10 protein-coding genes and 2 tRNA genes are annotated in these 12,326 nt (G+C 65.6%); 2 read left to right on the forward strand and 10 right to left on the reverse strand.

Features of this window, described 5'->3' with window-relative positions:
• Positions 1–22 precede the first annotated feature (22 nt).
• From AC5RUQ_RS05840 to leuC, 6 genes are all read right to left on the reverse strand, one after another.
• A complete protein-coding gene (locus AC5RUQ_RS05840) occupies positions 23–1,171 on the reverse strand; it encodes a D-alanine--D-alanine ligase family protein (RefSeq protein ID WP_493946441.1) in 1,149 nt (382 codons plus the stop codon).
• A 2-nt stretch (positions 1,172–1,173) separates the two neighbouring features.
• Entirely contained in the window at positions 1,174–2,226 is a 1,053-nt protein-coding gene (locus AC5RUQ_RS05845; RefSeq protein ID WP_493946442.1) for an NAD(P)H-dependent glycerol-3-phosphate dehydrogenase, read from the reverse strand.
• A complete protein-coding gene (locus AC5RUQ_RS05850) occupies positions 2,216–2,992 on the reverse strand; it encodes a lysophospholipid acyltransferase family protein (protein WP_493946443.1) in 777 nt (258 codons plus the stop codon). Before AC5RUQ_RS05850 ends, AC5RUQ_RS05845 begins: the two co-directional genes overlap by 11 nt.
• 10 nt (positions 2,993–3,002) lie before the next feature.
• Positions 3,003–4,328 carry a UDP-N-acetylglucosamine 1-carboxyvinyltransferase gene (murA, locus tag AC5RUQ_RS05855; RefSeq protein ID WP_493946444.1) on the reverse strand — a complete coding sequence of 442 codons (1,326 nt, stop codon included), beginning with the start codon at positions 4,326–4,328 and terminating at the stop codon, positions 3,003–3,005.
• Between the two features lie 150 nt (positions 4,329–4,478).
• A complete protein-coding gene (gene leuD, locus AC5RUQ_RS05860) occupies positions 4,479–5,081 on the reverse strand; it encodes a 3-isopropylmalate dehydratase small subunit (protein WP_493946445.1) in 603 nt (200 codons plus the stop codon).
• A gap of 8 nt (positions 5,082–5,089) precedes the next feature.
• Positions 5,090–6,556, reverse strand: a complete 1,467-nt coding sequence (leuC, locus tag AC5RUQ_RS05865) for a 3-isopropylmalate dehydratase large subunit (RefSeq protein WP_493946446.1) — start codon at positions 6,554–6,556, stop codon at positions 5,090–5,092.
• 112 nt (positions 6,557–6,668) lie between these two features.
• On the opposite strand from leuC, the gene AC5RUQ_RS05870 reads away from it, so the two are divergent.
• Positions 6,669–7,388: an IclR family transcriptional regulator gene (locus AC5RUQ_RS05870; protein ID WP_066292257.1), complete on the forward strand. Its 720-nt coding sequence runs from the start codon at positions 6,669–6,671 to the stop codon at positions 7,386–7,388.
• Between the two features lie 54 nt (positions 7,389–7,442).
• Positions 7,443–7,994, forward strand: coding sequence for a DUF1697 domain-containing protein (locus AC5RUQ_RS05875; protein ID WP_493946447.1), 552 nt, complete (start codon positions 7,443–7,445; stop codon positions 7,992–7,994).
• Positions 7,995–8,053: 59 nt separating this feature from the next.
• On the opposite strand, the gene AC5RUQ_RS05880 is transcribed toward AC5RUQ_RS05875, so the two are convergent.
• The 4 genes from AC5RUQ_RS05880 to AC5RUQ_RS05895 form a co-directional block, all read right to left on the reverse strand.
• Positions 8,054–9,670: a GTPase gene (locus AC5RUQ_RS05880; RefSeq protein WP_493946448.1), complete on the reverse strand. Its 1,617-nt coding sequence runs from the start codon at positions 9,668–9,670 to the stop codon at positions 8,054–8,056.
• A complete protein-coding gene (locus tag AC5RUQ_RS05885; protein WP_493946450.1) occupies positions 9,667–11,460 on the reverse strand; it encodes a dynamin family protein in 1,794 nt (597 codons plus the stop codon). Before AC5RUQ_RS05885 ends, AC5RUQ_RS05880 begins: the two co-directional genes overlap by 4 nt.
• A 521-nt stretch (positions 11,461–11,981) precedes the next feature.
• Positions 11,982–12,057: transfer RNA gene (locus AC5RUQ_RS05890), tRNA-Glu, on the reverse strand.
• Between the two features lie 136 nt (positions 12,058–12,193).
• A tRNA-Gln gene (locus AC5RUQ_RS05895) sits at positions 12,194–12,265 on the reverse strand.
• Positions 12,266–12,326 lie beyond the last annotated feature (61 nt).

The raw sequence follows: 12,326 nt of genomic DNA on the forward strand, positions 1-12,326 counted from the left end.
TCAACCACCAAACGAGCGACTCCTAGCGAAGGCCCGTCTTTCGGTTCAAGGCCAGGTAAATGAGTTCGTCAATCAGCTCGGCGTAATCCAGCCCTGATGCGGCCCACATCTGCGGGTACATGCTTTTCGGGGTGAATCCGGGCATGGTGTTGATCTCGTTGATGATCAGCTGGCCGTCCGGCGTGTAGAAGAAATCCACCCGGCTCAGGCCCTCTGCGCCCACCGCGTCAAAGGCGGCTGCGGAGAGCTCCCGCACCCTGGCGATGGCTTCCTCCGGCAGGTCCGCAGGGCAACTCAGTGATGCGGCATCATCCTCGACATACTTGGCGTTGAAGTCGTAGAACTCGTGGGTACCGCCGGCTACGGAGATCTCACCCGGCATTGAGGTGCGGGGAGCGTCGGTGCCCCTGCCTTCCAGCACTGCGCACTCGATTTCCCGGCCGGTGATTCCGGCCTCAATGACCAGTTTGAGGTCGTGCCGGCGCGCTTCCTCGATGGCGGCGTCCAGCTCCTCGAGTGAATCAACTTTGGAGATTCCCATGGACGAGCCAGCCCGCGCAGGCTTGACGAAAACGGGGAAACCAAGCAGGTCCACCTGCTTCCGGACGGATTCCGCATCCTTGCGCCATTGTCTGTCGGTCACGGCGATGTAGGGGCCAACCTGCAGGCCTGCGGCCTCAAAAACCACTTTCATGAAGTGTTTGTCCATGCCCACTGCCGAGGCCAGGACGCCCGCTCCGACATACCGGGTGTCGGACAGTTCCAGCAGCCCCTGGATGGTGCCGTCCTCGCCGAAGGGGCCGTGAAGCAGCGGAAACACCACGTCCACGGCACCGAGTTCCTGCGGGACTTCGTTCGGTGAGGCCACGATCAACTGGTGTTCGCCGCCTATCTGGGCCAGCGTCACGGTTTGCGTTGACGGAACCACTTCCGGCAGCGAGGAGGCTGCCAGGGACCACTGCGCCGTATCACCGGCGGCCAACACCCATTGTCCCGACTTGGCGATCCCGATGGGGATAACCTCGTATTTATCCTTGTTGATAGCACCGAGAACGCCTGCGGCGGTCACGCAGCTGACGGCATGCTCGCTGGAACGGCCGCCGAAAAGTACCGCAACCCGGGGTTTTGCCCCGCCGGCCGGCTCTGATGCGGTCAGTTTGTCTTGGGACATGGTCAGTAATCGCCTTCAGGTTTCAGTTCCCGGGCCAGCAGGACGGGCCCCAGTTGGTCAACGGACAGCTTGCCTGCCAGCACGGCGACGACGGCTGCCGTGATGGGCATGTCGACGCCCAGCTTTGCTGCCAGTTCGTGGACGGCCTGGCCGGACTTGATGCCTTCGGCGGTCTGGGTCATTTTCTGGCCCACTTCCTCCAGCGTGAGGCCCTGGCCCAGCAGGCGCCCTGCAGTATGGTTCCTCGACAGCGGCGAGGAGCACGTTGCCACCAGATCACCCAGGCCGGCCAGCCCGGCCATGGTCTTCGCATCCCCGCCCAATGCGAGGGCAAGGCGCGACGTCTCGGCTAGGCCGCGGGTAATTACGGAGGCTTTGGTGTTGTCGCCCATTTGCCTGCCCTCGCAGATGCCGACGGCCAGTGCAATGACGTTCTTGACGATGCCGCCGATTTCCACCCCGACGATGTCCGAGGTGGTGTAAGGCCGGAAATAAGGTGCGGTGCAGCTGCGGGCGATCCAGCCTGCAGTAGCCGGGTCGCTACAGGCAACCACGGAGGCCGTGGGCTCTTCGCGTGCAATCTCCATGGCGAGGTTTGGGCCTGAGACGATGGCAATGCGCTCGGTGGGCAGCCCAAGTTCCTCGCTGATGACCTCGCTCATCCGGGCGTCGGTGCCCAGTTCAAGGCCCTTCATCAGGGAAACCACCGTGGCCCCGGGGGCGATCATGTCCTTCCAGCCGCGCAACTGCGGGCGCAGGGACTGGGCCGGCACGGCCAGGACCACCAGATCGGCGCCCTCGAATACCTCGCGTACCTCCGTGGAGGCCGTGATGCTGTCCGGAAGGGCAATGTCCTTCAGGTACTGCGAGTTGCGGTGGTAGGTGTTGATTTCTTCCACCACTTCGCTCCGCCGGCCCCAGAGGCGGATGGCACGCGGCTCGCCTGACGCCGTGGCGGCATCGGCCAGGATCTTGGCGAAGGTGGTCCCCCACGAACCCGCGCCAAGCACCGCTACTGAACGGGCCGAGCCGAGGTGGTTGCCCTCAGAGGTCACCGGGCATCCGTTCCCCGGCCTGCTGCTGCCCGCGCTCCACGAAGCGGCCGTGTTTCGCCTGCTGCTGCTTCGCCGGATCCCAGCGTTTCGCCGGAGGCTGTTCGCCCCGGATCTCTGCCAGGAGTTGGGTGATGGCCTCCATGATGGCGTCGGTGGCCCCGGTCAGCGTGGCCTTGTCCAGGGGACGGCCGGTGTAGGCGCTCAAGTCGACCGGCTCGCCCACGACTACCCTCGACTTCTTGCGCGGGAACAGGTGGAACCGCTTTCCGTAGCGGGGGAAAACCTCATGGGCTCCCCAGTGGGCGATCGGTACCACCGGAATGCCGCCCTCAAGAGCAAGCCGGGCAGCACCGGTGTGGCCCTTCATGGGCCACAGGTCCGGGTCCCTGGTGAGGGTGCCTTCGGGGTAGATGATGATGGCTCCGCCCTCGGCCACAATCTCCTGCGCGAGTTGAAGGGACCGGTTGGCGCCCGCCGTCGAACGCTCCACGGGAATCTGCTTGGTTGCGCGCAGGACCCAGCCCAAAACCGGAACCTTGAAGAGTCCGGATTTCGCCAGGAAGTGCGGTGCACGCTTGTGGTTATAGAGGAGGTGGCCGATGATCAGGGGGTCGATCTCGGTGCAGTGGTTGGGCGCCGCGATGAAACCGCCGGCAGGCAGCTTTTCGGCGCCCTCCCACTTCTTGTCCATCATGAGGTTGAACAGGGGACGTACTATTCCTGCGACCACCGCAAGGGTCGCGCGGCTCTTGGCCGATTCCTTCACGTCGGTACCGCTACTTCGTCGCGGTGATGTCGAAGTCGGCACCAAGTCCCGCGAGCTTTTCGGTGAAGCGCTCGTAGCCCCGGTTGATGATGTCGATTCCTGTCACGCGTGAGGTTCCGGTGGCGGCCAGGGCCGCGATCAGGTGGCTGAAGCCGCCGCGCAGGTCCGGCACGTCGATGTCGGTTCCCTTGAGCTGGGTTGGCCCTGAAATAACGGCCGAATGCAGGAAGTTGCGCTGGCCGAACCTGCAGGGCACGCTGCCGAGGCATTCACGGTGCACCTGGATGCTCGCGCCCATCCGGATGAGGGCATCGGTGAAGCCGAAGCGGTTCTCGTAGACCGTCTCGTGGACGATCGAGACGCCCTCCGCCTGGGTCAGCGCCACCACCAGTGGCTGCTGCCAGTCGGTCATGAAACCGGGGTGCACGTCTGTTTCCAGGACCAGGGGGTTGAGCTTTCCGCCCTTGTGGTAGAAGCGGATGCCGTCCTCACCGATGTCCATGCCGCCGCCCACCTTGCGGTAGGTGTTCAGGAACGTCATCATGTCCCGCTGGGAGGCGCCTTCAACAAAGATGTCACCCTTGGTCACCAGTGCAGCAGAAGCCCACGACGCCGACTCATTGCGGTCCGAAAGCGCCCGGTGGTTGTAGCCGCCGAGGTCGCGGACGCCTTCGATACGGATGGTGCGGTCGGTCTGGACGCTGATGATCGCGCCCATCTTCTGCAGCACAGCGATGAGGTCGATGATCTCCGGCTCCGTTGCTGCCCCGGACAGCTCGGTGATGCCCTCGGCGCGGGTGGCGCTCAGCAGCACCTGCTCGGTGGCACCGACAGAAGGGTAGGGAAGGGAGATCTTTGCGCCGTGCAGTCCCTTGGGAGCGGAGATGTGGATGCCGCCCGGACGCTTTTCCACCACGGCACCGAACTGGCGCAGCACGTCCAGGTGGTAATCAATGGGACGGTCGCCGATCTTGCAGCCGCCAAGATCCGGAATAAACGCTTCGCCGATGGCGTGGATCAGCGGTCCGCAGAGCAGAATGGGGATCCTGGAATCGCCGGCATGCGCGTCGATGGCGGTGCTCGGCGCAGTCTTGGCTGCCTTCGGGTCCAGCGTAAGGTCCCCGTTGACGGGGTCCTTCACTACAGTCACTCCGTGCAGCTGCAGGAGGGAGGTGACTACCTCCACGTCCTTGATCTCCGGCACGTTCCGCAACACCGACGGTTCGTTGCCCAGCAAGGCAGCCACCATGGCCTTGGGAACGAGATTCTTCGCTCCCCGGACGGTGACGCGACCTGTCAGCGGGACTCCGCCGCGGATGGTCAGAACACTACTCATATACCGGTTTCCTAACGATGACTAGCCCCCAAATCCTTGCAAAGGCTCCAACCAAGCATAGGAGGTCGCGTTACCGAACCGAAATACGCGGGCGACGGCGGCAGGGCGTGGCGCACCGCCGTCGCCCTTGTCAGAGCTGTTTCAGCCGGCTCAGGAAAGGCGCGCCGGCAGGGTTTTGGGCTTGAAGGCGGGCCGGGTGGCTTCGTAGGCAGTGATATCCGCCTCATGCTGCAGGGTCAAGCCGATATCGTCCAGTCCTTCCAGCAGGCGCCACCGGGTGTAATCGTCGATTTCGAAGGGTGCCGCTATGTTGCCGCACACCACCGTTTTGGAGACGAGGTCCACGGTGACCTCGGTCCCGGGAGCGTTCTCCAATTCCTTCCAGATCAGTTCGATATCGTCCTGGGCCACTTCGGCTGCGAGCAGTCCCTGCTTGCCCGAGTTGCCCCGGAAAATGTCAGCGAACCGGGAGGAGAGCACGGTCTTGAAACCGTAGTCCTTCAGTGCCCACACCGCATGCTCGCGGGAGGAGCCGGTGCCGAAATCCGGGCCGGCCACCAGGACGGATCCGGTGTTGAAAGGCGCCTGGTTAAGGATGAAGGACGGGTCCTTGCGCCACGCCGAGAACAGGGCGTCCTCGAACCCCGTGCGGGTGATGCGCTTGAGGTAGACAGCGGGGATGATCTGGTCCGTGTCCACGTTGCTCTGGCGCAGCGGGACGCCGATTCCGGTGTGGGTGGTGAACTTTTCCATGGCGTGTCCTAGGCGGCGTCGGTGCGGATGGGGGTCTGGACAGGCTCAACCACCGGATCGGGATCCAGGTCCGAGGGCGAGCTGAGCGTGCCGCGGATGGCAGTGGCTGCGGCAACCACCGGGGAGACCAGGTGGGTGCGGCCGCCCTTGCCCTGGCGCCCTTCGAAGTTGCGGTTGGAGGTGGAGGCGCAGCGCTCCCCCACCTCCAGCTGGTCAGGGTTCATGCCCAGGCACATGGAGCAGCCGGCGAAGCGCCATTCCGCGCCGAAGTCCTTGAAGACCTTGTCCAGGCCCTCTGCCTCGGCTTCCAGGCGGACCCGCGCCGAACCGGGCACCACCAGCATCCGGATGTTCGGATCCTTCTGACGCCCGCGGATAATGTCCGCAGCGGCCCGCAGGTCCTCCATACGGGAGTTGGTGCAGGAGCCGAGGAACACGGTGTCCACCCGGATATCCTTCATGGGCGTGCCGGCTTCCAGTCCCATGTACTGCAGGGCGCGTTCGGCTGCGGCCTTGGCGTTTTCATCGCCGAAGTCCTCAGGGAACGGCACAGACTCGGACAGCGAGACGCCCTGGCCGGGGTTGGTGCCCCAGGTGACAAAGGGCTCCAGCGTGTCGGCGTCCAGGTCAACCTGGGCGTCAAAGGTCGCGTCGTCGTCGGTACGCAGGGTGTTCCAGTACTCGACGGCGGCGTCCCAGTCCGCGCCTTGGGGGGCGTGGGGACGGCCCTTCATGTAGTTGTACGTGGTCTCGTCCGGCGCCACCATGCCGGCGCGGGCACCGGCTTCGATGGACATGTTGCAGATGGTCATGCGGGCGTCCATGGACAGCGCACGGATTGCGGAACCGCGGTATTCCAGGACGTAGCCCTGGCCGCCGCCGGTGCCGATCTTGGCGATGACGGCGAGGATGATGTCCTTGGCCGTGACGCCGGGACGCAGTGTGCCTTCGACGTTGATGGCCATCGTTTTGAACGGCTTCAGGGACAGGGTCTGGGTGGCCATAACGTGCTCCACCTCGGAGGTTCCAATGCCCATGGCCAGTGCGCCGAACGCACCGTGCGTGGAGGTGTGCGAGTCGCCGCAGACCACCGTCATGCCGGGCTGGGTGAGACCCAGCTGCGGTCCCACCACGTGGACGATGCCCTGTTCGGCGTCGCCGAGCGAGTGCAGGCGGACTCCGAACTCGGCGCAGTTGTTGCGGAGGGTCTGGATCTGCGTACGGCTGGTCAGGTCGGCGATAGGCTTATCGATGTCCAGCGTGGGGGTGTTGTGGTCCTCCGTGGCGATGGTCAGGTCCGGCCGGCGCAGTTTCCTGCCGGCCAGCCGCAGGCCCTCGAAGGCCTGCGGGGATGTGACCTCGTGGACAAGGTGGAGGTCGATGAAGAGAAGGTCGGGCTGGGCATTGGCTCCGTCGCCGTCGCCTTTGCGCACCACGTGCGCGTCCCAGACTTTCTCGGCCAATGTCTTTGCCATGGCCATCTCCCTTCACTGCTGTTTGGCTGATGAGTTCCACTGAACCAGTACGCCTCGCACTGCGCCAGCCGAAAGATTTGCATCTCAGATATTGAGACGGCAATATCATTACATGGACAATTCTAGTGGAGTCGGTGTCATTGATAAAGCGGCCCATGTGCTTGATGCACTCGAGGCCGGCCCCACCACCTTGGCCCAGCTGGTGGCGGCTACCGGCCTGGCCCGGCCCACTGTCCATCGCCTGGCCCTTGCACTGGTGCACCACCGGCTGGTGAGCCGCGACATCCAGGGCCGGTTTGTGCTGGGAAGCCGTCTTGTTGAGCTGGCCTCGGCTGCCGGCGAGGACCGTTTGATCGCTTCTGCCGGCCCGGTGCTGATGCAGCTGCGCGACGCCACAGGCGAGAGTGCCCAGATTTTCCGCCGCCAGGGCGACTGGCGCGTGTGCGTGGCCTCCGCCGAGCGCCCCATCGGCTTGCGCGACACCATCCCGGTAGGCACGCAGCTGTCCATGAAGGCAGGATCCGCGGCCCAGGTGCTTCTGGCCTGGGAGGACCACGACCGCCTGCTGGAAGGACTGCAGTCGGCCCGCTTCACGCCTACTGTCCTGGCCGGCGTACGACGGCGGGGCTGGGGCCAGAGCCTCGGCGAACGCGAGCCGGGGGTCGCTTCAGTTTCCGCACCGGTGCGGGGACCTTCCGGCCGGGTCATAGCGGCCGTTTCAATTTCCGGCCCGATCGAGCGCCTCACCCGCCAGCCCGGCCGGCTGCATGCAGAAGTGGTCTGCAATGCCGGCCGCATCCTCACCGAGGCCCTGCGCAAGAACAACGACTGACTTAAGAACAGAGCCTGACGGCCCGGGCCGACTGCTGGGGCTAGGCTTCTCGCCATGGGCAGCTATGCAGTGTTTCTCCGGGGCATCAACGTCGGCGGCATCAATATCAAGATGGCCGACCTCCGGGAGGCGCTGAAGGCCGCGGGCTTTTCCGATGCCCGGACCCTGCTTGCCAGCGGAAATGTGGTGCTGGCCAGCCGCCTGGATGCGTCAGCGGTGAAACGGGAGTGCGAGAAATGCCTCCGCGATGCGTTTGGCTATGACGCCTGGGTGGTGGTGCTCGACGCAGCACGGGTGTCCGAACTGGTGGCAGCCTGCCCCTACCCGGACGACGACAAAAGCACCCACACCTACATCACGCTTTCCTCCGACCCCGCAATGCTTGACGAACTCGATGCAGCGGGGGCAGCGCTGGAGGGGGCGGAGCAGACAAGGTTGGGGCCGGAGGCCCTGGCCTGGCTGGCACCGGCCGGCGGAACGCTGGAGAGCCCCTTCAGCAAAATCTCGGCCAAACCCAGGTTCAAGGCCTCCACCACAACACGCAACCTGCGGACCCTGATTAAGGTCCGGGACGCCGCTTCCCAACTCGCGGCCGCCGGCATCTAGTTTGCCCAGTCCCAGCAGGCTTATTGCCGTGCTGGTTGCCGCCCGCTGGTACTTCAGTTCTATCCTGCCCCGGCCGTCTTCAGCGCGGCATTAAAAGCGGCCAGCCTGCTGACTTCCACCTCCACCGGCTCCACCACCAACTCCTGGGCAACGGAGGAAACTGCGGCATTGAGCCGCTTCCGCGCCCTGGCGGCCCGGACATTCGCCGCGGCAGCGGCAATGAAGCGTCCGGTAATGGCCAGGAAGATCCCCAACACCACCCCGGCTGCGATCATCAGCGTAGGCACGGGCCAGCCTTCGACCCTCGGCACCTCGGGAACGGGCATCTGGAAATAACCGAGGGCGGCCAGAACGCCGAGCCAGCCGAGGCCTCCCAACACCGTGAGCAGGGCCAGCCATTGCACCACGTTGAACACCCCCCACCACCAGGACCTGCGGTTGGCGGCCAGGTCCGTTCCGGCGATGGCCTGGTCAAGGGCGTCAGGCAACTGCTCCCTGCCCTCGCGTGCGGCGCCGCGGATCGCCGCCCGCCACGGGCCGGGGGCGCCCGCGCTGGCGGCGTCAGCGAATTCCCGGACTGCTGCATCCGTCCGCGCCCGTTCCGGCGCCCCTGCCGGCGGCAGCGAGGTCCGGTTCAGCTCCGACGGGGCACCGCTGCGCAGATTGAGCCGGCGCAGCGGATCCGGCCGGAACCTGGACAGCCATCTGGTGACCGGCCAGCCGGTGCGCTTGACGGACTCAAGCCGGTAGGACTGGCCAACCGCGCGGACCACGGTGGGTACGTTGGCTGCCACGGCCAGCTCGTCGGCCAGGCGTGATTTTGCCGCCGAGCGGACCCCTGCCGCCTCTCCCCCGCCGGAAACTGAACCCAGTTCCACGGTGGCCCGGGTAATGTCGGCAGCGAGCCGCTGCGACTGGGCTTTGCGCTTCACGGCGACGCTCCGGATAGCGGCCCGGACCTTGTCCACTCCCGTACCTGTCACGGCGGAGGCCGCCAGCACCTGGACCTTGCCCAGTCCGTCGCGGGCAAGGATGGACCGCAGGGATTCCAGGACGGGCTGAACATCATGCTCAGGGAGCCGGTCCACCTGGTTGAGGACCACCAACGTCACCGCGCCGTGGGACGCCAGGCGCGACAGGTAATCATTATGTACGGCCGCGTCTGCATACTTTTGGGGGTCAAGGACCCACACCAGGACGTCCACGAGGCCCACCATCCGCTGGACCACTTCGCGGTTGGACGCCCGGGTGGAATCGAAGTCGGGCAGGTCCAGCAGGATCAGGCCGGTTTCCTCGTCAGCGAAGCCTTCCACAGGTGCCGCGTGGTGCCGGTTGCGAACCTCAAGCCAGTCGAGCAGCGGCTCGCTGCCTTCCGCTCCCCACACGCCCGCCAAAGGTTCCGACGTCGTAGGCCGGCGCGCGGCCGCCGTCGCGATTTCAGCTCCGCTGACCGCATTGAACAGGGAGGATTTGCCGCTCCCGGTGGCACCGAAGAAGCCCACTACAGTGTGGTCGGCCGATAGCGAGCGGCGTGAACTGGCGCGCTCCAAAACGGTGAATACTTCCTGGAGCGACGCGTCGGGCAGGACGCCTTCGCCTAGCTCGCGGGCATCGTTGAGGGCCGCAAGCCGGCGGTCAAGCCGGGACTCATCCCGGGTGTCGCTGTGGCGGCTCATGCGGTATCCGCCAGGCGGACCAAGGCGTCCGCGTGAGCGGCAAGAGTCTGCGGGGCGGGTTCATCACGCTCCGGAATCAGGGTGAGGAACTTCTGCCCCTCTTCCTCCAACAGCCGCTGGCAGCGGGCGTGCAGGTCCTCCCGCGCTTTTTCGGCCATGCGCCGCACTGCATCCTCGCCAAAAACCGCTTCGAGCAGCCGCTGGCCCACGACGGCCGTTCCGCCTGCCACACCAACCTCGAGTCCTGTCAGTCCGGCGGTCATCGAGAACACCACGATCATCAGGGCCGCCCCCAATCCATTGATTCCGAAGGACAGCCAGCGGGCCTGGGTCCGCTTTCCCTGGCCTTCGGTGCGGATGAGTTCCATCAGAGCTTCCTGCCAGGCCCTGATTTCGGCGGCGGCCCGGTCCTCAAAGCCCGGCGTGGTCCCGGAAAGGTCGTCCGTCCCCAGCAGTTGCCGCCCCGCGGGGTCGGTACGCCACCGTTGGTCGGTGTCCTCGGCGGCATTTGCGGCTTCATCGATGATGACCGCCTGCAGCCCCGTCTCGATGGCTGCCTCGACGCGCACCGCGGGCGGCGGCTCACCCCGGTAGAAGGCCCCCATCCGGTCCCGGAACCGTCCCACGTTTTGTTCCAGGGCCCGGAAGAACTCGCCGGTGCCCACGAAGTCCTGCCAGCGCGCGAGCACTTCGCCCCGCAGCAGGGCCCCGTCCTTGGTAGCGTCGAGAATCCGGCCGGCAGCATCATGGTAGGCCGATACCGCGGCAGCTTCGAGGTTGTCCGCGGCGGCCTCCTGCTCCCGGGCCGCCTGTGCCACGGCAGCAACACGGCTGGCCAGTGCCCTGACGGTCCCGTTGAGCGTACGGCGGGCGATCTCCGAACGGCCGGCGGCATCTGCGGCCAGCTCCCCGAGCCACGTCCTCAACGGGAGGACGGTGCCGGCCGGCAGCATGCCCAGCGGATCCAGTGGGGTCTCCGGGATCATGAACAGCTGTGCGGCGTCCAGGCCCTCGCGGTCCAGGAGGCTGCGCAGGTCCTCGCTGACTTCCTTTTCCGCCCCCGGCGGTACGCGGTCCAGCACCACAGCCACCATGATGTCCCGCGAAGCTGCGTCCACGAGCAGTTTCCACGGGACGGCATCCGCATAGCGGTTGGCCGTCGTGACGAAGATCCACAAATCGGCGGCAGCAAGGAGCTGTGCTGCCAGCTTGCGGTTATCGTCTGAGATGGAGTCGACGTCGGGAGCATCCAGGACTGCGATTCCTGCGGGGACAGCCGGGTCCGCCACGAGCACCAGGGAAGACATGGCTCCGGCGTCCGGAACGGCGCCTGCGCGGCTGGCCGGTACAGGGCTGCTGGCGACGCTTCCGCGGATTCTGTTCAGGCTTGGCAGGACGCGCTGGCCTTCAAACCAGGCTGCCTCCGACGGGTGGTGCAGGAGGATGGGCTGGCGGGTGGTGGGCCGGATGGCGCCCGAACGGGTGACGGGGTGGCCGACAAGGGCGTTGACGAGTGTGGACTTGCCCGCACCCGTGGAACCTCCGACGACTGCCAGCAGCGGGGCATCGAGGCTGCGGTACCGCGGGAGGATGTAGTCGTCGAGTTGGGCGACGGCGCCGGCGGCGTCACGCCGGGCCTGCTCCACGTCGGGCAGTGCCAGCGGCAGTGCCGCGGCGGCAAGATCACCGCGCACCTCTTCCAGGAGCGCTACTGCTGCAAGGGCACCGGCACTGCTCGAAGGTGGGCGCTGCTCATCGTGCGGTTCGTCTTGCTCGTTCCGGGAGGTCACAGCAACATCATGCCAGTTGGCGGCTCGAATGGGTGCGGCTGCCTGCCATGCGCCCGATCACCTCCCGCACCTTTTCCCGGAACGCCCCACCACCTCCCGCACCTTTTCCCGGAACGCCCCACCACCTCCCGCACCTTTTCCCGGAACGCCCCACCAGTTTCTGGTGCGGGTTCGACGGCGGTGCCGCCGCGGGCCGAGCTCAGGAGGGTTCCTCCCGGGACCGAAAGCAATGGCGCGTTCCAGGATTTGTCGCGGAAGGTGATGGGGCGTTCCACGATCTGCCCCGGGAAGTGATGGCGCGTTCCACGATCTGCCCCGGGAAGTGATGGCGCGTTCCACGATCTGCCCCGGGAAGTGATGGCGCGTTCCACGATCTGCCCCGGGAAGTGATGGGGCGTTCCACGATCTGCCCCGGGAAGTGATGGGGCGTTGCACGATCTGCCCCGGGAAGTGATGGCGCGTTCCACTAATGGTTGCGGAAACGAAAAATGGCCCCGGGCGTTTGCCCGCGACCATTTCCTTGGTGACCCCAGCGGGATTCGAACCCGCGTTACCGCCGTGAGAGGGCGGCGTACTAGGCCGCTATACGATGGGGCCGTGTACTTTACCGTACTTCTTTCAGCGTTTCCGCTGGTCAGCTCAGTGATTGTTTCACACACTTCGCCGTGGTTTCAAATCGGCGAACCGGCTGAAACCTTCTGCTTTTGGCCCGCAGCGGGGCTTCTGAACAGAGCTGGGATACCAGGACTCGAACCTAGAATGACGGTACCAGAAACCGTAGTGTTGCCAATTACACCATATCCCAATGATACTTTCGGGCCGGTTTTCAGGGCCTTTGCCCTGCTCCGTGCGCCTCAGCACGAGAA

This window comes from Arthrobacter sp. MDT2-3, assembly GCF_059090465.1.